The sequence below is a fragment of the Methanobacterium bryantii genome, from assembly GCF_002287175.1.
GTDB lineage: Archaea > Methanobacteriota > Methanobacteria > Methanobacteriales > Methanobacteriaceae > Methanobacterium_D > Methanobacterium_D bryantii.
In genome coordinates, this window is the sequence record NZ_LMVM01000005.1 from 1 (window position 1) to 20,117 (window position 20,117).

Genomic DNA, 20,117 nt, shown 5'->3' on the forward strand with positions numbered 1-20,117 from the left:
CCAGTCTTCACAGAATGATATTATCACACTCCAACCGACGCCTTAAACCATAGTAACTTTATAAGCGTAACAGCCGAAAATTTCTTTTCAAACCAACGCATACTATACGCGCAAACTATAGATTAACAAACATATTAGAAAATACTGCACAAAATTAGAAAATTCAAACTATCAATACCACCAAATTTAAGGTAAAAGAGAATAAAAATTACATTCTATTTTTTAGGTTAAATCAGATCCCTAAATTTCTACACAATTCAATACTCAGAATCTAGATATATAAAATAAGAATTAGATACTGGTGGGGCACTTAGTGCGTTACCTACTGCGATACCTATGGAGAGCCTCTGGCACGGTTGATTATATCATTTTGGTTTCACTGTGCATGTAAATCAAGTATACTTCAAGATAATGAGATTTAGAGAAAGTTAAACTACAGAAAAACTGGCAAATTTAAAAATTAAGATCAATAATATTAACAGGAAACTACGAAGCTTGTTAATGTACTCTCCTGATTCCTTTCACTTTATCAAAATCAGAATCAAATGAAACAATAGTATCTGCCCCAACACGCTGCATAATTTCTAAGGAAACAACATCTGCAAAAGAAAGGCTGCCATCATATTGAAGAAAAGTTTCCATAGCCTTGAAACTTAGATCCTTATCTACATAAACCACTTCATGATTATCAATTATATAATTGTAAAGCAGTGCACCTTTTTTACCGCCACCTAAACTTCCAGCTAGAGTTACGGCCTCTGAAAGTACTAGAACAGATGTTATTTTTTTATTTCCCTTTATTTCTGGAAAAATTTCAGGAACTCTATTATGCCACTGGTCCCTTTTAATAATAGAAGCAATGAAAAATGAAGAATCTATAAATATCAATGTTTTTCTCCCCTTTGAACCTTCTTTTTAAGCTCAACAGCATCAGTTTCAGGCCCATCGATCATGCCCAGTATATCTTCAAAGGACACCTTCTTACGGAACCTTACTTCGGCACCATTTTTTGTGGGTTTCCATTCCAGAACATCCCCCGGGCCAACATCAAATTTTTTCCTTATTTCAGATGGAACCACCGTCTGAAAACCCTTTGAGATTTTAGTTTCACTAGTCATGATATCACCACTATTTCAGTTTTCAAAGTACACAGCGTACTTAATGAATATATAATCTTCAAAGTATTTATGATTTTCAAAGTATTTTTGGAATATATGAAATTAGTACCATTAACATAGTGAAAAAAGTAAATGTTGCACAAAAAACACGACATAAAAGTGCTCAATTAATATTTTGAATCAGTATTTTCTGTTATATAGTTACAGAATATGCAGATACCCCATTATTCTGCACATATGTAACAGAAATTAAATAAAATACAAAAATTAACCATAATGAAATTTTATAGAACAATAACCTGAAACACCTGGCAACTTATACTTTCTGGGCCATTGAATTATTCGGTTAATATACAGCAGCTCTTTCTGGGAATTTATCCTCAAGAATTATACCTTCACTTAAGGCTTCTTTTACTATCCCAATTTCCTGTTTTTTCTTTTCGAATTCTTCAGGAGTATACGGTAAAATGTCCACATCTTGATTGATAGTCCAAAATAAAAGAACCTGTTCAATTCTTTTAAGGAAATGTACACCCTCAAATTTTTCACTTACAATGATAAAATCGTAGTCGCTTTCTTTCAGGTATTCATTTCTAGCCCTGCTGCCAAATAGAAGGATTAAGTTCGGGCTAAAATTCTTTTTTAGATTATACAAAAAATCGTTTAGTTCTCTAATTCCTTCTTGACCCATTTTACCACGCCTTTTGCAATTTTTAACCTTTCTTTCGCTATTTCATCATCATAAAGTTCATAAGGAACTCCATGAGCAGCATCTGGATAGCGGGTTATAACAAAATCAGGACTTAATTTCCGAAGTCCGCTAAAAAATTCATCTGGAATTTTAACACTTTTTCCCAAAAAAAGTAATGAATGAGTCGGACCTGGAGATTCTTTAACTGTATGAATATAAAGTGCCTTAAGCGCCTTTTCAGTGGCCTGCTGAGATAAAAATGCCACCACATAATACTCTTTTATTTCAAAATTTTTAGAAGCACTTTCCAGGTCTTTCAGGGCCTGTTTCCACCAGTTAGAAACTTCTTCTCTCATTTTAAACCTCTAATATTATTTATGGCATCAAAGTATTAAAGTTTATGACACTTATTTCAAGGTAATTGATCTTTCTAGGCGCATGAATTTCATGATGCAAAAAATAGAATTGGTATGTCCAAACTGGAATTTCCTTTACCCGCTCAAAGATTCGGCAAAATCGATTTACATTCGGCTAAAAACAATTCTGCACCCTTAATTATAATTAATGCTTCTTCTTTATCTAATTCCAAAAATAAACCATAATCCGCCTCTTCTCGATCTTCTTGAGCTCTTGTAAGCAGATCGAAGAGTTCCTTTTTAAATTTCTCTTCCTTTACAAAAAGGAGTCCAAATTGCGAAATTAAACCTCTATATGTCCTTGGATAACTATCTTTTTTAGATAACAAAGCCCTAGCTGTCAAAAATTCTTTGAATTTTTGCAGCCCGAAAAATCTCTGATTTTTCGACGGCTGCGAAAAACATCGCATAATATGCTCTGCTTACAGCATCACCATAGAAGCCACTCTCAAAAAGAGTTTTAGCTGCCAGAAGCTTCTCATCTGAATTTTTTACCAAAAGTTTTACATCATCCAAGTACCACACCTTCTCTTTTGATATTGGAGATAAAATGAGTGTTTTCCAGGTTTTCATATTCTTCTTTTGAAATGACCTTGGCAGAAATGTAAACTCCAAACTTAAGCAGTGTATCACTGACTTTTCTCATGAGTTTATCCTTAGTTTCCCGCTTTTTACCCGAAACTATGAGAAGATCAATATCCGACTCTTCTGTATCTTCTCCACGAGCCACAGAACCAAATAATATTATCTTATCTATTTCAGGATAATCTATAGACTTTGAGAATTCTTCTGCTATTTGTTTTCGGTTCATTTCAATCATTTAATTATATGTGTGAGAATTATTAAAATCTTGCTATATTATAGGGTCTAAAAAATTTAATTGAAATTACAAAGATAACTGTTATATCAATAAAACAGAAAGGGCTCATGAAGCGATCTGTTTTATTAATAAAATAAAAGATATAAAAATTTAGAGAAAACTCAAATTAGTTGATTTAATTTCCCAAAATCTAGCACAATAGAGTATTTAATGTAATATATAAAAAAAGAGTGAAAAAAGGGTTCATCTGAACCTTTTAAGCAGGCTGTCAGCCTCTTTCAAGAGACCTTTACCCGCAGTTGTAGCTTCTTTAAGGATTTTATCCACCTCGTCCTCAGGTTTCTTTTTCCCTGAAACTTGCGGCTTAATAGGAGTTCCGCACTCTTTGCAGAATTTAGTGCCGGCTGGGAACTTTTTACGGCATTTAGGGCAGACAGCTTCTTTTGGTGCGGTTTCAATTTTAGGTTTAGCCCTTGGCTCGGCCCCGACCTTTGTACCGCACTCCATGCAAAATTTGGTGCCTTCAGGCAGTTCTGCAGAACAGCTCGGGCATTTCAGCGCTTCCTGTTCCATTTTACCACCGCATTCCGTACAAAACTTAACATTTTCTGCAACTTGAGCGCCGCAGTTTGAACATTCTTTTGTCACTATACAACCTCCACAGTGTAAAGATACTTAATTTGATATTTAAATTGAAAATTTGTTTGAATAGTGGTTTGTTAAGTATACATTATTATGGTTTATGGTTATAGATCGAATACACAGGGGCTGGAATGTTAGATGAAGAAAGTTTGAATCGAACTGATAAAAATACATAAATCAAATTAAACAGTTTTATTATTATCACAAGGCGAGGACTAACTACATGATACATATAACACTTGAAAGAAAAATAACCGGAAGCGAACTAATTAAAGATTTTGAATATGAATATAAATCGCTTGAAAACCTTAAAAAACTGCTTGAGGAAGATCCAGAAAACGTACTTCTTCAATTAAACCTTGATGACTGGAAATACCATTTAAACCATCCAGATGCTGAAGTTAAAGATGAAAGAAGGATATTAACCCATGAAATGCCCATAGATGACCTTGAATTAATACTGATGGACCATATAAAAAATAAAAATCCAAAATCAGTAGAAGAACTCGCTGAAATGGTACATGAAGATGTTAAAAAAGTTCATTCAAAACTTGAAGGGCTGGAAGAAGCAGGGTTCATAATACTGCACAGAGAACAAAAAGATAATGTGACACCTGCTTTGAGGTACAACAGCATAAAAATTACAATATAGATTTATGATGACACCACTTGAGCTTTTACAGTGGATTCATCTTTTTTAAACTCTTTTAGAATAATTCCTTGTTCAATTTGATGCCAGTCACTTGCATCGTGCCCCCATTACTTAAAAAAGTTCATCTAAACCTTTTAATTATCTTTCTCATTTAGAATGCTTCCACGACTTGAGATCTACCATTTAAGCATTTTCTTGTCACCATACAATGTGGGATAAAAAGAAAATTTATTCGGATACTGGTTGGTAATTATACTTTGTTATGGTTTGTGATTATGGATGGGAAAGATTGGGAAATAAGAAGATTTGGGCTTTGAAGTTTTGAAAAGAATTGAAAATTATTTAACCCCACGTAACTAAATAATTTAAAACAATGGGTTTTATAAACTCACCATAGATTTAATTTCTTTTTGGCAAACAAGTGAATTTCACAGAGAATAATTTTTTGCATTTCAATGTTTTATGTTATACAGTAACAGAATATGCAGGTATCACACTATTCTGTACTTATGTAACAGAATTATTTTTACAGTTATGTATTAACAGAAAAATAAATATACCACCAATTCTGTACATGTATAACAGGAGATGTTTCTATATGAACGCAGAATCTCACCTTAAACGAGGTAAAGAAATCAGGAAAAGTATAGATCTACTCAAATCAGATAAAGATCACACAAGTTCCATAGTAGAGCTGACGTACGGATGTTCAATGCATTATATTGCTTACGGATGCGAAACAAGATTCGGTGCACATAAAGACATACATACCGGACTTCAGAGATTTTTAAGAGAAAGAGATGAAGAAGAAATAGCAATTGCATTTGGTAGATTAGAAACAATCAGGCACGGCCGGTGGTATGGCGGTAAAGGCAACGGCGAAACAGTTGATGAAGTTCTTAAAATACTAAACCAGATTATAAGGTGGGCCAATGAAGATTAAAGATGCTGCTTTTGAACTGGGGCAAAGTTTAAAAGATATACCTGGCATTGAGGCAGTTATCCTTTTTGGATCCGCTGCAAAGGACGAAATGCACAAAAAAAGTGATATCGATATTTTTTTAATGTTTAATTCTAAGGGCAGGAATCCAGAAATTGGGGAAGAGGGACAGGAAGTCCAGAAAATTGCAGTTAAAATTGAGGACAAATACCGGCTTAAAAATCCTTTTTCATTCGTATTCTTTAACCGAAGCGAAGTAATAGACTCCGATTTTCTGTGGGAAGTTGTTAAAGACGGAACTGTACTGCACTGCAAGCCGGAACTTATTTTAGGCCAGAAAGAGTTCTTAAAACCAGCAGCTTTTATCTCATACACCTACGGAGATATACCTCAAAAGGATAAAATGTTTGTTAAAAGGCAGTTATACGGCTATAAAGTCAAAACAACTCATAAAAACAAGGAATACATCAGTGAACGGGAAGGAATTGTTTCTAAATACGGGAAAAAGATCGGAAGAGCAGCTTTCATCATTGAAGCTAAAAAAACAGATGAAATACTGGAATTGTTTGATGAAAAACGTGTGAAATACAGTCTGACTAAAATATGGATATGACAGAGAATATACGAATTTCCCATATAATCCATTTTAGCTACTTTTTGCATAGGAAACGAAATTTTTACCACAAGCATTGCAATGGAAGAAATAGTACCAGTAACTACCCTCCGTTTTTGTTCCCACATCACCAGTATCTTTTGAACCACAAAATGGACATATTGGCCATGATTCGCCCACATATTTCAGTTCTTTATTTATAATTGTATAATACTGGCCTTTGAATAATTTTTCACCATTATGGGCCTGATTTTTTGTATGGTTTTGAACTGTGGTATTTGACTGTTTATCTATTGTATTTGACGTATTTTGTATTGACTGGTTTCCTATCGAATTATTTGGAGTATTAGCCCAATTTTTCTCTATCAACATTCCCGTAGTTAATCCAATTCCTGCAACAAGGAAAATACAGATGATAATTAAAATTTTAACTGTTCTATCCATACAACCATCTTCTTTTTAATATTTTATAGTTTTAGATTATCAACAGCTGAAACAAATTCATCAGCATGCTCTTTAGTAAAAGCATATGAGTCATTGACATATGTTTCATACAACACGGCAGGGATCCCTGCATTTATTAAAGGAATTGTAACATACTGAGGGCTTGTCTGCGGAGAAGGATTATAATAGACCATCCACGGTATTTTATTTTTAATCATGAGTGCAATTGATTTTGATCTTTTTTCCTCTTGAGGGGCAAAAATAAATCTTTTCTCCAGATAATGCCCTTCATTAGAATGAATATCAATAGCTAACTGGAAATTCTGGCTCTTAATGTCAGGAACCACATACTGGTTAGCCAGTAATTGACCGTTCATCCTGCCCTTATCGTAATCAGCCGCATCTTTTGTAACATTGATTTTGTAGATATAATAACAGTAATGCAATGATTTATTCTGGGTTTTGATTGCGTCTATGGCCGCTTTGTGAGATTTAGATTCTAATGGATGGACTCCAGTGATATATGCAATTTTAACTGGAGAACTTACATTGCCGTAAGGCCCTTCTTTTACAACATAGCCGCGTTCATTACTCCCTAAACTATAACTACCTCCTGCAGAAGTGGTTAAAATTGAAGTATTGTTATTCTTAAGATAACTTGAAGAGATAACAAAACTTACTGCAAATACAACTACTAATAGGACTGTAATGCCTATTATTCCTTTTTTATTCATTGAAATCACTTGATTATACAGAAACACTCGCAGGCAATTTTCCTGTGTCTTTGTATTCTGTTAAGACTTTTGCAAATGCTTTGAGTGTTACATCTGGTGAAAGATCGGGAGATCCTGAAAAATCTATACCCGTATGATTAGGTGCCTGGCCATTAGCATCCATCCATTTATAAGTCCTGCCAGCCATATCCACATATTCAAACTTAGTTATAAACGCACTGTTTAAAACCCCTCCAGGATCACTGGCATCTCCAAACTTCTCAATAGATATATTTCCACTTTTTCCCTGGTTTAACATCACAATAGCCTTTGATAGAATGTAAAGACACTGATTTTTATCTAAAGTGATACCTTTATACTGCACAGTTGCAATAGTTTCACCTGAGTTATATATTTCAGCAGCTAAATTAGGAGTTTCAGACAGTGGAAACCCGGTACTTTCAGAAATTACGTTATTTTGTACCTGTGATGAATTAGAAGTTCCTGAATTATTGTAAAATACATATCCTGCAGCTATTCCAAGTCCTGCAACCAGAATTACACATATTACAATAAGATATTTAACAGACGGATTTGTATGTTCTTCACCTGTTTTCGTATTTTTTTTAATGAGAGTTCCACATTTTTCACAGTATTTAGCGTCTGCATCGTTATTTGATCCACATTTTGGACAATACACTTTTAAATCTCCTTAACTATAATTCATTTTTTGTTCAGTGCTAATTTAAGGGAATAATTCACCCGAATATGCACTTGCCTTTAATGTACGTACATAATTACCATTATCGTCGTCGATTTCCATGTAATAACTGTAATATGTATTGTTAATTGCTGCTAAATCCCCAAGAACAGGGTATGAAACCGTGTATCCCTCAGGATAATTACGCTTAACCCATGCTTCGGCTTTACTATATACTTTAGCAGAATCTGCATATATTGATTTAGTTTTTATTGATTTGGATTCAGACGTGCTTTGAGTAGTATTCACCTGCATATGAGATGTATTTTGCACTGAATGATTTCCTGTAGAATCGTTTGAGACATTGGGCACTTTTGAATTCTTTTCTATTAACATTCCTGTTGTCACCCCAATTCCCACAACAAGGATTATGCAGACAATAATTAAAATTTTAACAGTCTTTTCCATAGTATCTCCCTGAAAAATTTCCCTTTCTGTGCTTCAATAATAATCCCACACAGTAACAGCATAATTGTCAATATCTGTTGGTAATATATCAAGGGTGTATACTCCAGATCCGTGAGAAACCAGAATTGAATCTTCTTTTTTATCGGGATTTTCTGTTTCAGACCAGGATAATGTGCCCGAACCCACCGTATTAATTCCAATAGTATTCCCATCATACACATACACATCAAGATAATTGGTAGTGTAAGTTATTGCAGGCACGGCAGACATGGTTACTTTAAACTGATTGCCCTTAATTGTAAAACTTCCATAATCTTCTCCAGGTCCTGTATAAACCGCTACTTTGTGCCATGTTGGCTGGTAAGTCTGAGTATCTGGTGATTGTGTGGTTGTAACTACCTGGTCCTGTTTGGAATTATTGGCAGCGCTGTTTGCAGGGTTTTGAAGCAACATCCCTACAGTTAACCCAATACCGGCCACCAAAACCACACAAATAACAATTAGAACTTTAACACCGTTACTCATGCCGCTATTTTCATTTTTCTGTTTACTTTGCATATTCTGTTCATGGATACCTTTTTGCAATGATCGGCCACATCCTTCACAGTACTTGGCATCATCATCATTGTCAGTTCCGCATTTTGGACAAAACATTTTAAATCCCCTTACATGTTATTTTTAACTAACTTTTTAATGAATACACCAAGCCATCCGCCAATTACTCCAACTATTATCATCAAAAAAGGCAAAATTATAAGCTCAGCTAATGGCAGCACGGATCCAGCGGATCCGCTAGAAGGTAATGTTGAAGAACTGACTGAAGAAGATGATGACCCTCCAAAGGAACTAAAGGCACTTGCCATTTGACTTACTATTGCAATAGCAGAGAACCATACCGCACCTAAAATGAAACCCATATTAATAAGAGCTATTAATCCTAGAAATCCTCCATTAGCCATACCTTCAGAATAGGTTCTACAACAAAGGATACTTGTTACAAAACTTCCTAAAAGCATCATTGATAACAAAACTAAATATAATAATCCAACAAGACTTAATGCTCCTGAAGATACGAATATTCCATAAAAAACAGGTGTAATGAGTAAAACTAAAAGTGAAACTGCAAGTCCCACATAAATTCCAACCAGGTTTACTTTCCTATTTAATCTACCCAGTAAGTTATCTGTTCCAAATAAATTTATTTTACCGTCTAAATACTCTGTAAAGTTTGCTTGCGAGTTTTTTGTATTGGTTCCGCAATTTTTACAAAACGTTGCGTCTTCCTTTATTTCAGACCCGCATTTTTGACAAAAAGTCACTCTAATACCTCCTTAAATCCCCTTTATAATTCAATATCAGTTAAATAATAAAATAATATTTGCGGTTATATCCAAATAGAAAAATTTATTTGATGAATTAAAGAGATGCTAAAATATTATTGTTTAATAACAAATTCATCAATTTAAAGAAGACTTTAATACTTGATAACCGAAGATAAATACTTTCCAGATTAAATAACAAAATATTCTTATTGTATACTTCCTAAAATTCACCATATATCTCAAAAATCACAATAACACTTTTTATTTGCTCACAATAACAATAAAAAATTTAAAAACAATCAACTGTAAGAGTAATATTTATCTGTTTTACTGTCATAGACAACTGATTGTTCTCCATCACTGACTGCAGTATAACGTCCGTCGTCACTTTGAGCATATCCATATCCACTGTCAGTAGTTCCATAAGTTGCTCCTAATTCATCATCATGATACGCAGTAGCTACGCCATCATCACTTGATTCTGATGAGCTTCCACCATCATCTGAAGAATAAGAAGAACTTGTATCACTGGCATTTGAAGTACACCCCGAGATAGCTATCACTAAAACTATGAAAATCGTTATAATACCTGCTAGTGTTTTTCCATTTCCCATAATTTCACCCCTTTCGCTATTTTTCATTAAATAATTTAATGAACATATGACTACTTTAAAGAACTAATTTAGTTACATTCTAAAATTAGCCCGTTGACTGAACCTTAATATTCCCCCAACTTCATTTTCCTCAATTTCAACACTCCTAAAAAATGATGCATGAATTACTTCTCCTTTATAAACAAGAGAAGAACCAATAAACGAATCCCCTGCAAATCTATAATCAAATCCATATCCAACAGATTTATGTTTGCTTTCATCGCTTTTTATGACACCTTTAATGAATTTAATTGCTTTATCTGAGTTAATATCAGATTTAATGCCGCCATTTTTCTTTTGCACAAGAGCATCGAGTGCATAACTTTTAATTAATTTTTTATGGAGATTATTATAAGCAGAAGCACTAGATAGAACATCAAATCCCATAATTTTTCCATTAATAAATACTAACAATCCTTTTTGTCCAGACAGTGGTTCAAATGCATTTAAATAGTCATTTAGATCTTTTTCTTTAGCTTCATAAATATCTCTTAAAGCACTGGTTGGAGAATAGCATTCCATTTTCTCCTGCAAGTTATGAACTTCATTCCAAACTTCCCCCTTGATCCGATGAATAGCATCCATAATTTTCTACAGATCTTTTTACAGATGCAGATTTCTTATTTCTCACATTATACGATGCAATATTATCTGAATCTGTGAAACTCTCCGATTCATATGACCATCTGCCTTCTTCTACACAACTTACAGGAATAGTGATATCAGAAAGTTCTTTAAGTAAAATAGAGGTATTTATTATCCTATTTTGTTTTGCACCGACCAGTTCTTCCCCATCAAGTAACAAAACAGGGACTTCAGCACAGTTTGTTACTTTTAATTCTGGAACAGACCCTCCTTCATCAACCTCTGAAATTATAAGTAAACCATCAGCCATAGCTTCTTTTAAAGTGATATAATCAACACTTCCTTCTAAATCTGCAAATACTGGAAATACTGACATTTGTTCAAACTCTTGTATGTCTCCAAATTCCAAATTAGACAGAAAATTGCTTATTTCAGTTTCCATTCAACATTTCCCCTTTTTTAATCAGTATAAACAATTTCAATTTAAAAAATATCTTAAAGATTTAATTTATGTTTATTTAGAGCCATTTCAATAGTACTGACTAATTCATAGCCATCAAAAGGTTTAAGTATGTAATCATAAGGTTCAGTCGCTTTTATTGCATTTAATGTTGCTTTATCAGCACATCCTGTAAGATATACAACTGGCACATCCATTATTTCATTGATTTCTATAGCTGTTTTTATACCATCATCTTCTCCATTTAATTTAATGTCCATCAATACTAAGTCAGGTTGAATTTTTTGTGCTTTTTCTACGGTATTTTCGTTTGAAAAGGCGGCATAAGGCTGATACCCTTGTGATTGTAGTATTTGCGTGATTTCCAGTGATATAATGCCCTCATCTTCAACAATGAGGATCTTCAATTCAGACATACCTAAAAATCCCTTCTTCCAGTTAATTCCCCTACTTTGATCAACTACATCCTTATTTCCTTATTAAAGCCAATAAACCGCCAATTACAAGGAAAACACCACCAAGTACATAAAATAGGAAAATACATATGAAGCCAATTATTCCACTTAGCATCATTAATAATCCGCCCAATTTAGGCTTATTCCTAACTAGTACTGCCCCAATTATCCCCATAATTGAAACTACAACTGCAACAACACCTAAAATCATTATATCAGAAGCACCGGATGCGCTGAATGCGTCCCCTATACTCCCGACCATTACAGCCCCTATACCTCCAATTAATCCAAAAAATCCACCAATAATTCCTAAAACTAATTCTAAAGTTCTTGATGTCCCATTTAAGTTTTCGATTGATTCTTCTCGTTTTATTTCTTCTACCATAACTTCATCCCCATCTTTTATTTTACAATTCAGAAATTCTACAAACATAAGTCTAAAAATTAAAAAAATAAATGAAATTTAAACTTCCAAAGTAGTTTTATATATTGCAGAAGAATCATCGCCACCTGCAAATGCACTATCAAACACTAGAAGCTCTACTTTAGAAGGAGTTCCTTCATCAGTACTGATATAATCATTAGTGGAAAATTTAACCTTTTGTCCGGATTTAAGGTCGTTCATATTCCAAGCAAGGGAATTTCTTTCAATAACCGCGCCACTGGAATCATACCATACAGTAACCATTTCAAGGTAGTCGATATCACGAGTAGGAACCAATTGTCCTTTTATAGCATAATCTCCATATCCACCATTTGTTACTTTTAAATCTGTAATTTTAAAGGGTGGTGCTGTACTTTGAGATGAATTTGATGCAGAACTTGTGGAAGAATCAGTACATCCACTTGTAGCTACAATACCAACAATTAAGAGTACCCCTATTGCAATTAAATATTTCTTATCCATTTTTTACCTCCAAACATATTTAATTTTAATTTTTTTTAAAATTTTAAGTTTATTAAACTATTATTACTATAAGAAAAGCGTTTTTACGGCCAATACATAGCAAAATTGCTTAATCTATCTACTTCAATTAAACCCGCCCCCAATTTGAGTTCAATTATGTATCTTGTAATGACTAATATATAAGTGTATATGTTTTTCATTCACAAATATAATTTTAAATAGTAAAAATAGAATAAATATATGATTTATATGTATAAATAAATATTAATTAGTACATACATATAAATTATGTGTAAAAATAAAAATATTAAAGCTAAAAGGTTTAATGAACGCGTTAAATCTAGAAAAGTATATTAATCCTTAAAATAGAGGACTTAAACAATGATAAAAAGCATTTAGCTTTCCACGATAATATAAGAAGGTGATATTATGGAAAATACATTAATCTCAACAATATACTCAATCGAACCAGTGATGTTCTGTATTACACAATTTTCACCGCAAAAAATAGTTCTGCTTAGGGAAGAAGATTCAGACAGCAAACAGCGTGAAGCAGAAAGAATGCTTAAAGAAACTGTTGGAAAAGTAGTTGAAATAGAGACCAAGATAACAAGCCTGTATGATGTTGTAAAAATTGCAGAAGACGCTGCAGAATCGATTGAATATGAACATGCACATGGAAGAAAAATAATCGTGAATGTGAGCGGTGGACGGAAACCACAGGCTCTTGGAGCTCTCTTTGGATGCTATGCACGACAAGACCAGGTAGAACGTATTGTTTACGTTACAGAAGAAGATAAAACAGTTATAGATCTCCCTATTTTAAACTTCGGAATTTCAGCAACCAAAAGAATGATACTTGAAGAGCTGACCAAAAACGGAATAAGCGTGCAAAATTTAGCAGTTAAAGTTGGAATAAGCCGAGGGATGACCTACAATCACATAAGAGAATTAAGAGTGATGGGTTTTATAAATAAGGATAAACTTGAAATAACTACTGCAGGGAAACTAGCGATTATTTGATTTAGTTAAATGATTCATATAACTTAATAGAATCTTGGATTTTAGTTCCTTAATTTTATTCATTTTGCAATTAAATTATAGTTAAGTTTTATTAAGCTACAAAAAAAGTTATAATTTATTTGAGTGAAAATTGCAATAATAATCAGACATATTCAATTTAACCCACTTTTTCCTTTTATTCGTTAATCTAATCAATTGTAACTATTTAAAAACAAGTTAAATATCTAGTTACATATAATAAACGACTTTCCAGTAATTCAATAGAGGAATTTAGTTGACTAAAAAACAATGTAAAGCAATTACACAAAATGGCACAAGATGCAAAAACCAAACACAGTCAAGAAATGATTATTGTCATGTTCATGCGTATTTAGGCAACAAACAATATATCAAAAGCTTAAATAAAAAATATAACCCTAACAGTCATAAAAGAATAATAATAAAAGCAAAAGACTGGGACACTATCTTACTACTATTAGGATTAACCTTATTATTAATCGGTTCATACCTATTTTTTTATAAAGACAACTTAATCGGGGCAATTTTAGGAGTTATAGGGTTAATTTTAACTTTTACAGATAATGAAATTGAGAATAACACAGGCGTATGTGCATTATTGGGCTTAATTTTGTTTATAGGTGGAATATACCAATTTGCTTTTAAAGACAATATATTTGGATTTATTTTAGGAGTTATCGGATTATTAATTTTAACCGCCCTAGATAATCAAAGTAAAAAAAATAATTAATGTATTTATTTTGAAAATAATTTTAAGGCACAGTAGGGAACTTTGACGCAGTTTCAGACTTATTACAGAATGTTTTAAAGTCACATGCATCACACGTTCTCTTATCAGGATTCGGATTCCACGAAGATTTTATTCCTTTTCCATTAACCTCGCAAATAACGCTGTTTTCAATTTCAGCCACTACCTGATCAAATTCATTAAGAGAATTGTTAACTGAACTATTTTCTACTTGAATAATTCGTATAGATCTCTCATTTTTAAATAACTGAGATATAAGTGGCGGATTAGACCTCATGTTCCATTGAAGTATTTTCATCAGATCATTTTCAGATGGCATTATATCAGTACTTCTTTCTTCAACTTCCCTTTTAAGTTCCTTTAGATCCTCTTTAAAGAGAGAAAGTTCGTTGAGATAAAACAGAATACCTGTCAAAACTGGACGTGACTCTGGCTGCATTGAACGGAGCCATGCATAAGTTAAAACCTGCCAGTTGTGATGCTGCCAAGAAGGAGAGTTAACAGGAGGCCGTTTCATACCTTTATAATCTACAATAATTTCATATTCAGGATAATCTAGCGCGTCAATCTTCTCTCTAAACATTGGGTCCTGATGAAGATATTTCAAAATTAAATTCTTTGAAGATGCTTCCTCCAGCTTAACTGAACTTAAAACATCTATTATCCCAGTAACTCCATAATAATTTGAACGGCTTACACCTTTTTTATATCCAGGCATGTCCCTGATACCCTTAAGTTTTACTTCTGCATCGTCAATTAAAGGGAAAAGATGTGGTCCCCACGTATTAATAGCTTCTTCTGCCCTTACGCTTGCAACCAGCTTATGAGGGTGATTTGTATCAGGGCAAAGACCCTGCTCTTCACTTGGGCCGTGGAAAGGACAGAATATATTAGCAGGAGGCTGCAATCCTCTTGATCGCATTCTTTTATCTATTTCAAGTTCTATTTGACGTATTTGGGTTTCCCAATCCCAGGGAAAATCTTTCCAATCTCGTTCTCTCCAGCGTAAATAAGCTTCTTCCATTACTCCATGAATAAAATCCCCAAACCATAACTGAATAGGCATTGATGGAGGTAAGGTACCTTTATTCTGATACCTATACTGTAATCCACAGGTGAGATATGCTAATAAATCCCCTGTTAAGCTGTATTCTGGAATAATATACGGTTTTGATCTTACTGAAAGCGACATATTTTCACCTATATTAAAGTTAAATCCTTTAATCCCCTATGATTCATATCCCTATCCCAACCAGTGGCCACGTTAGGAATAGAATGATTTGTACCATCTCTTGTTTTATAACCATTGATTACAGAATTTAAACCAATCAACAATAGAACATCTTGAGGCCTGCTGTAAGCCACAAAATACTGCCTAATTAAATCATCGAAAGCCCTGTCTCTAGATTCTCTATCGGGACATCCTAACGGGCAATATGTTCTAAGTTCATCTTCTAAAGTGCACGATTTTCCACCGTCTTCTGGAAACCTTTTAAAGGTTTGAGAATGATGATTAGTCTTAAAATCAGAGCCCACATCAACAATAACCAGCGGGAACTCTAAACCTTTGGCCTGATGAATAGACATGAAATTAACCCTGTCATCAGGAAGAGTATCTAAAAGATCCTCGTCAACATCAATTGCCCCTGTGGCTATCGGTACAAAGATATTCCAGTAAGCTTCTCTTATTGAAACTTCCTCTAAATCCGGATATTTTTCATCAAAAACTATTTGTGAACCAAAACTACTGAAAAATCCAGTTTGGGCAATGGTTCTAGTAACCGCTTCTAAATAAACTAAACCTTCCACATCATCTTGAAGGAGCGGAACCCATGTTACAAGTTTATAGACCAGATCCATTAAAGCAACATCTCTTTTCCAATTCTTTCGGCCTAAAGGTGTTCTTGTTTTCCATGCATCTGTAAACTGTTTGAGAGTTACTGGATCGTTTGGTTCTGGATTCTCTTCAATATATTCTTGGGCACTTTGGCGCCATTTATCAAATCTTCTCTTAGCAGAGCCAGGTAATTTTTCAATGTTTTCTTGAACAAGTTTATCTGGATCAATACACTCCAAAATTAATCCACAGAGAACTCCAACCAGAGGAATTCTTTCTAAGCTCTGTCCACGAGGGTTGAACACTTGAATTCCAGGGTTGACTTCCTGTAATTTTTGACGGAGAAGAAGAGGTAATCTTGGCTTGCTTCCCATGCTCATTTCACGAGGAGAGCTTAAAAGAAGTGAAATATCTGTGGGAGAACCTTCCTTCGGATCTGCCTGAATTTTAAAGGATTTTTCTCCAGCTTTAAATTCAAATCCATCTTCATAAATCACCTGATGAAGAAATTTAGCGAGATCATCAGCTAAAGTGTGAATATCCCTTCTAAACATTCCAAGTATTGGAAAATCTGTAAAATCATCTGATCTGGCAGGTATAATTGGAGGTTTATCTTTTACCCTTGCTGGCTGGAATTTCGCATCCAAACTAGCGAAATCATTGCACAAACCAACTACACATTCTGTAGAACGGTAATTTTTAGAAAGATTAATTAAAGTGGGATCAATGTTAAGTCCATTTTGAATTCTTTCTTTGAAGTTAGTGAACAAGTCAACTGTAGCCCCTCTAAATCTGTAGAGAGATTGATCATCGTCACCTACAACAATTACACTGCCTTCATTTTCTATTGCGGCTTTTGCAAGGCGGAAATAAATTTTTTCTTGGAGCAGGTTAGTGTCCTGGTATTCATCCACTAAAACAAGTTTAATTTCTTTAAGGAACTTATCCAGTTTTCCATCCTGAAGCTTATTTAAGAATTCCTGCTCAAGCATTGCAAAGTCATAAAGGAGTTTATCTTTTAAATCATTGATATAATCTGCAATTGCATCACAGGCCAGTTTACAGCCAGGATGATCATTTTGATCTCTAAATGCGTCAAAATCAACCTGATCATGATAGAATCGATCTTTGATTTCAAGTAAACTTTTACTCATTTCATTAGTGTTAAAACCGAATTTTCCGCCTCTTAAATTAATTAAGTATTCTCTTAAATCTTCTTCGTGATGCCTTTCTTGACTGAAAAGTCCAACACGCATCATGAGAGCATTTGCAACGAAATTTTCAACAACAACAGGCGGTGCAGCTCCAGGATCTCGATGGTTTCTTAAAATATCTTCTGAGATACTGTCTAAGGTTCCTGTGATTATCTGGTTAAAATCAAGTGTTTTTAAATCAAGGAAAATTGATGCATTAAATGGATCTTCTATTAAATGTTGTCTTATTTGGTCGCCCCAGCTTAGGATTCTTGATCGAAGTTCTGCTGCCGCTTTACGAGTGAAAGTTGTTGCAAGGATGCTTGATGGATGAATATCATCGACGAAAATGAATTTGAGGATTTTTAGGACCATTACTGTGGTTTTACCACTTCCAGGACCGGCTACAATGAATTGGGATTGATCTATTGGTGCTGAGATAGCTTTGTTTTGTTCTAGATTTTTGTTTTCTCTAATGTCTCTCCCTAATTTGTTTACTACTATTTGTTCAAATTCTTCCCATTCAATCATTATAATCCCCATCTATATTGGCCAGTAAATCTTAGTTAAAGGTATTAAAGTCCGCGTATCAGAATCAAAATTATCATAATACTGGATAATTAAAGTTACAAGTAAATCTGAATCAATTAAAGTTAAAGGTATGTTAGACCTATCCGCTTCATATTTAGCTTCTCTTGTAAATCCACCAGTAGAAACATAAAGTCCTTTGTCTCCAGGCCGTAAACCTCCAGTAAATCCCCTTATTTCTGGAGCTCCCATTTGACCTTTTCTATGTTTTACTTCCACAGCTATTCGAGGTTCCTTCAAAAGAAGACCATCTGGAGATGCCAGTACATCTCTACCCCTATCAGGCCCTCTTGGCGATACCATTGTTTTATAACCCATACTCCTAAGAATTCCTGCTATTAATTCTTGCATTTCATCCCAATCAAGACTTAACACACGATCCTTAATGAATTCATGAGACTTTAAAACCATATCTTCCTTAAGAGTGCCTTCTTCAGCATCTTCTTCCTCTTCATCCCTAAAAACCTTTTTACCATTGATAACGCTAATCATTTCAGATGAGGCATCTCCGTTAATCTCAAAAATAGTTGAAATTGCACCTAAAGTATTTCTTGTAGAAACAGAAAGATCATCTCGGTTTACGTTACCAATCCATTTTACTTCTCTAATATGATTATGTCTAGTGGAATTCTCTTTGAAAATATAATCAGATGATATTTCACCTATTAAATAAATTCTTTCTTCAGGATTGTAAGAAACAACATATTCTCCCTTATTAAATTCAAATCTAAATTTGTTAATTTGACTTGCAGTTATATTGACTTTACCCTCTTTAAATTCAGGATATTTTTTATTAACGAGTTTTTTTACAGCATTGTGAGATTTACATGCAGATAAATCCCCTATTTCATCCCAACCAATTGCTACAATGTTTTTACTTTTAAAATCATCTATTAAAAATGCATTTTGACCTGCTCTTACCATCCACATCTTCTTAGCCATATAATATCCACTCTAAAGTTAATTAACAAGTTATTTGTTAAACTGTTAACTTCATACTTTTTTTAATTAATTAAAAATGTTTTAAATCTTTTAATTATATAAAACTTTATTTTTGGCCCCAATCATAAAAAAAATAGCAAAATTAATAAACGAATTAAAAAAAATAGATTTTAGAAGATAAATTAACCGTAAAAAGAGTTTTAAAGGATTTTTACTTTATTTCCTGAACAATTTTTGAGAATTCCCCACCATTTAAAACGGGTTCAATACCACCGAGAGATACCTCTTCAAGTAAATTTGAATACACTTTTGCCATAGTTCTTTCAGACATTACTGGTTCTTTCAATTTGTAGACTCTTAAAATCCAGATATAAGCCTTTTGATTATCCAGATATGATTTAACATGTTCATTCGTCCAAATATGGTACTCTTTTAAAGATCCAATTCTTTGAGATGATCTTTCAATTACTTTTTCAACTGTTGCAAAATATTTAACTTCTGTTTTACGATTATCTTTCTTTGGAAGAGCATTTTTCTCAGCAAAAGGTTGGTATTCATTTCTAAAACTTTCCAAATAATTATCTTTGAGAGCATAACTAACCGTTGGATATAAAAGAAATTTACCGACGTTTGTTCTGTATTTTCTTATTAAAATAGTCTGTTTACCCTGTCCTAACGCTTCTATTGTTGCATTCCATTCATTGAGGCATTTAGTAATTGTCTCCATTTATTCGCCCCATTAACCTTTGTTACGACTAATAGTTTTAAATTCATCCTCATAGATATATTTTCCTGCTACAGTGACAAATCTTGATGGTTTAACTGGTTTTTTGAACTTTTCAAAATTCTCAAACTCAATAACGTTCATTTCAGCTCTTCCTTTTGCATATTCGTTGAGTTCATCTTTAGTAATCATCAATTTTCTACCATATTTTTTAGAAATAGTGTTTGTCTTTTGTTTACCAATAGATTTAATATTTGCCCAACCAGTATAAGCTTTAGCTCCATAAGACTCATAAATTATAAATTTATCTCCTTTAGAGACTTTACCAAGATATGATTTACTAACAAACACTGTTTTTCCTTCATTATATATTCTTTCAGCATATTCTGTTGGTATTGGATGTGATACAGCTAATATTTTCATAATTTCACCCTATAATAATATG

30 protein-coding genes are annotated in these 20,117 nt (G+C 33.5%); 5 read left to right on the forward strand and 25 right to left on the reverse strand.

Annotated elements, in window-relative coordinates:
* Positions 1-498: 498 nt before the first annotated feature.
* The 8 genes from ASJ80_RS04620 to ASJ80_RS04650 all read right to left on the reverse strand — a co-directional run bounded on the left by ASJ80_RS04620 (position 499) and on the right by ASJ80_RS04650 (position 3,693).
* Positions 499-888, reverse strand: a complete 390-nt coding sequence (locus tag ASJ80_RS04620; RefSeq protein WP_095651985.1) for a type II toxin-antitoxin system VapC family toxin — start codon at positions 886-888, stop codon at positions 499-501.
* Complete coding sequence (locus tag ASJ80_RS04625; RefSeq protein WP_095651986.1) at positions 885-1,118, reverse strand: AbrB/MazE/SpoVT family DNA-binding domain-containing protein; 234 nt, start codon at positions 1,116-1,118, stop codon at positions 885-887. The genes ASJ80_RS04620 and ASJ80_RS04625 overlap by 4 nt, the downstream gene beginning before the upstream one ends.
* Before the next feature lie 346 nt (positions 1,119-1,464).
* The gene (locus ASJ80_RS04630) at positions 1,465-1,809 is read right to left on the reverse strand and encodes a nucleotidyltransferase domain-containing protein (RefSeq protein WP_095651987.1); all 345 of its coding nucleotides are present in this window, start codon (positions 1,807-1,809) and stop codon (positions 1,465-1,467) included.
* Positions 1,782-2,165 carry a HEPN domain-containing protein gene (locus tag ASJ80_RS04635; RefSeq protein WP_095651988.1) on the reverse strand — a complete coding sequence of 128 codons (384 nt, stop codon included), beginning with the start codon at positions 2,163-2,165 and terminating at the stop codon, positions 1,782-1,784. Before ASJ80_RS04635 ends, ASJ80_RS04630 begins: the two co-directional genes overlap by 28 nt.
* A gap of 143 nt (positions 2,166-2,308) precedes the next feature.
* Positions 2,309-2,569: a HEPN domain-containing protein gene (locus ASJ80_RS17280; protein WP_218833785.1), complete on the reverse strand. Its 261-nt coding sequence runs from the start codon at positions 2,567-2,569 to the stop codon at positions 2,309-2,311.
* Entirely contained in the window at positions 2,559-2,723 is a 165-nt protein-coding gene (locus tag ASJ80_RS17285; protein ID WP_218833786.1) for a HEPN domain-containing protein, read from the reverse strand. Before ASJ80_RS17285 ends, ASJ80_RS17280 begins: the two co-directional genes overlap by 11 nt.
* A 10-nt stretch (positions 2,724-2,733) precedes the next feature.
* Positions 2,734-3,045, reverse strand: a complete 312-nt coding sequence (locus tag ASJ80_RS04645; protein ID WP_095651989.1) for a nucleotidyltransferase domain-containing protein — start codon at positions 3,043-3,045, stop codon at positions 2,734-2,736.
* 243 nt (positions 3,046-3,288) lie between these two features.
* Entirely contained in the window at positions 3,289-3,693 is a 405-nt protein-coding gene (locus ASJ80_RS04650; RefSeq protein WP_179288731.1) for a zinc ribbon domain-containing protein, read from the reverse strand.
* 217 nt (positions 3,694-3,910) lie between these two features.
* Here ASJ80_RS04650 and ASJ80_RS04655 point away from each other — a divergent pair, with 217 nt between their 5' ends.
* The 3 genes from ASJ80_RS04655 (at position 3,911) to ASJ80_RS04665 (ending at position 5,892) form a co-directional block, all read left to right on the forward strand.
* A complete protein-coding gene (locus ASJ80_RS04655; protein ID WP_095651991.1) occupies positions 3,911-4,339 on the forward strand; it encodes an HVO_A0114 family putative DNA-binding protein in 429 nt (142 codons plus the stop codon).
* A gap of 598 nt (positions 4,340-4,937) precedes the next feature.
* The gene (locus ASJ80_RS04660; RefSeq protein WP_095651992.1) at positions 4,938-5,282 is read left to right on the forward strand and encodes a hypothetical protein; all 345 of its coding nucleotides are present in this window, start codon (positions 4,938-4,940) and stop codon (positions 5,280-5,282) included.
* Positions 5,272-5,892: a nucleotidyltransferase domain-containing protein gene (locus tag ASJ80_RS04665; protein WP_095651993.1), complete on the forward strand. Its 621-nt coding sequence runs from the start codon at positions 5,272-5,274 to the stop codon at positions 5,890-5,892. Before ASJ80_RS04660 ends, ASJ80_RS04665 begins: the two co-directional genes overlap by 11 nt.
* A gap of 33 nt (positions 5,893-5,925) precedes the next feature.
* Here ASJ80_RS04665 and ASJ80_RS04670 read toward each other — a convergent pair whose 3' ends face one another.
* The 12 genes from ASJ80_RS04670 to ASJ80_RS04725 all read right to left on the reverse strand — a co-directional run bounded on the left by ASJ80_RS04670 (position 5,926) and on the right by ASJ80_RS04725 (position 12,599).
* Positions 5,926-6,336, reverse strand: coding sequence for a hypothetical protein (locus ASJ80_RS04670; RefSeq protein WP_095651994.1), 411 nt, complete (start codon positions 6,334-6,336; stop codon positions 5,926-5,928).
* A 23-nt stretch (positions 6,337-6,359) separates the two neighbouring features.
* Positions 6,360-7,070 carry a M14 family metallopeptidase gene (locus ASJ80_RS04675; RefSeq protein ID WP_095651995.1) on the reverse strand — a complete coding sequence of 237 codons (711 nt, stop codon included), beginning with the start codon at positions 7,068-7,070 and terminating at the stop codon, positions 6,360-6,362.
* 13 nt (positions 7,071-7,083) lie between these two features.
* Positions 7,084-7,749 (reverse strand): zinc-ribbon domain-containing protein, encoded by a 666-nt coding sequence (locus tag ASJ80_RS04680; RefSeq protein ID WP_095651996.1) that lies wholly within the window; start codon positions 7,747-7,749, stop codon positions 7,084-7,086.
* Positions 7,750-7,794: 45 nt separating this feature from the next.
* Positions 7,795-8,217, reverse strand: coding sequence for a hypothetical protein (locus tag ASJ80_RS04685; protein WP_095651997.1), 423 nt, complete (start codon positions 8,215-8,217; stop codon positions 7,795-7,797).
* Between the two features lie 33 nt (positions 8,218-8,250).
* Entirely contained in the window at positions 8,251-8,871 is a 621-nt protein-coding gene (locus ASJ80_RS04690) for a zinc ribbon domain-containing protein (RefSeq protein WP_095651998.1), read from the reverse strand.
* Positions 8,872-8,882: 11 nt separating this feature from the next.
* Complete coding sequence (locus tag ASJ80_RS04695) at positions 8,883-9,536, reverse strand: zinc-ribbon domain-containing protein (protein WP_179288732.1); 654 nt, start codon at positions 9,534-9,536, stop codon at positions 8,883-8,885.
* A gap of 302 nt (positions 9,537-9,838) precedes the next feature.
* Positions 9,839-10,153 (reverse strand): hypothetical protein, encoded by a 315-nt coding sequence (locus ASJ80_RS04700; RefSeq protein WP_095652000.1) that lies wholly within the window; start codon positions 10,151-10,153, stop codon positions 9,839-9,841.
* 72 nt (positions 10,154-10,225) lie between these two features.
* Entirely contained in the window at positions 10,226-10,714 is a 489-nt protein-coding gene (locus ASJ80_RS04705) for an ARPP-1 family domain-containing protein (RefSeq protein ID WP_095652001.1), read from the reverse strand.
* A gap of 22 nt (positions 10,715-10,736) precedes the next feature.
* Entirely contained in the window at positions 10,737-11,219 is a 483-nt protein-coding gene (locus tag ASJ80_RS04710; RefSeq protein ID WP_095652002.1) for an ARPP-1 family domain-containing protein, read from the reverse strand.
* Between the two features lie 53 nt (positions 11,220-11,272).
* Positions 11,273-11,653 carry a response regulator gene (locus ASJ80_RS04715; RefSeq protein WP_095652003.1) on the reverse strand — a complete coding sequence of 127 codons (381 nt, stop codon included), beginning with the start codon at positions 11,651-11,653 and terminating at the stop codon, positions 11,273-11,275.
* Positions 11,654-11,705: 52 nt separating this feature from the next.
* Positions 11,706-12,077: a DUF4064 domain-containing protein gene (locus tag ASJ80_RS04720; RefSeq protein WP_095652033.1), complete on the reverse strand. Its 372-nt coding sequence runs from the start codon at positions 12,075-12,077 to the stop codon at positions 11,706-11,708.
* A gap of 78 nt (positions 12,078-12,155) precedes the next feature.
* Positions 12,156-12,599, reverse strand: coding sequence for an FxLYD domain-containing protein (locus tag ASJ80_RS04725; RefSeq protein ID WP_095652004.1), 444 nt, complete (start codon positions 12,597-12,599; stop codon positions 12,156-12,158).
* Between the two features lie 429 nt (positions 12,600-13,028).
* Between ASJ80_RS04725 and csa3 the strand changes: the two genes are divergently transcribed.
* Positions 13,029-13,622, forward strand: coding sequence for a CRISPR-associated CARF protein Csa3 (csa3, locus tag ASJ80_RS04730; protein ID WP_179288733.1), 594 nt, complete (start codon positions 13,029-13,031; stop codon positions 13,620-13,622).
* 274 nt (positions 13,623-13,896) lie between these two features.
* On the forward strand, positions 13,897-14,370 hold the full coding sequence (locus tag ASJ80_RS04735; protein WP_095652006.1) for a hypothetical protein: 474 nt from the start codon (positions 13,897-13,899) through the stop codon (positions 14,368-14,370).
* A gap of 22 nt (positions 14,371-14,392) precedes the next feature.
* Here ASJ80_RS04735 and ASJ80_RS04740 read toward each other — a convergent pair whose 3' ends face one another.
* The 5 genes from ASJ80_RS04740 to ASJ80_RS04760 all read right to left on the reverse strand — a co-directional run bounded on the left by ASJ80_RS04740 (position 14,393) and on the right by ASJ80_RS04760 (position 20,095).
* Positions 14,393-15,580: a PD-(D/E)XK nuclease family protein gene (locus ASJ80_RS04740; RefSeq protein ID WP_095652007.1), complete on the reverse strand. Its 1,188-nt coding sequence runs from the start codon at positions 15,578-15,580 to the stop codon at positions 14,393-14,395.
* A gap of 8 nt (positions 15,581-15,588) precedes the next feature.
* A complete protein-coding gene (locus ASJ80_RS04745) occupies positions 15,589-17,949 on the reverse strand; it encodes an ATP-dependent helicase (RefSeq protein WP_095652008.1) in 2,361 nt (786 codons plus the stop codon).
* Positions 17,950-17,961: 12 nt separating this feature from the next.
* Entirely contained in the window at positions 17,962-18,948 is a 987-nt protein-coding gene (locus ASJ80_RS04750) for a restriction endonuclease (RefSeq protein WP_218833787.1), read from the reverse strand.
* Between the two features lie 211 nt (positions 18,949-19,159).
* Positions 19,160-19,675 carry a DUF1802 family protein gene (locus tag ASJ80_RS04755; protein ID WP_095652009.1) on the reverse strand — a complete coding sequence of 172 codons (516 nt, stop codon included), beginning with the start codon at positions 19,673-19,675 and terminating at the stop codon, positions 19,160-19,162.
* A gap of 12 nt (positions 19,676-19,687) precedes the next feature.
* Positions 19,688-20,095 carry a DUF365 domain-containing protein gene (locus ASJ80_RS04760; RefSeq protein ID WP_095652010.1) on the reverse strand — a complete coding sequence of 136 codons (408 nt, stop codon included), beginning with the start codon at positions 20,093-20,095 and terminating at the stop codon, positions 19,688-19,690.
* Between the last annotated feature and the right edge of the window lie 22 nt (positions 20,096-20,117).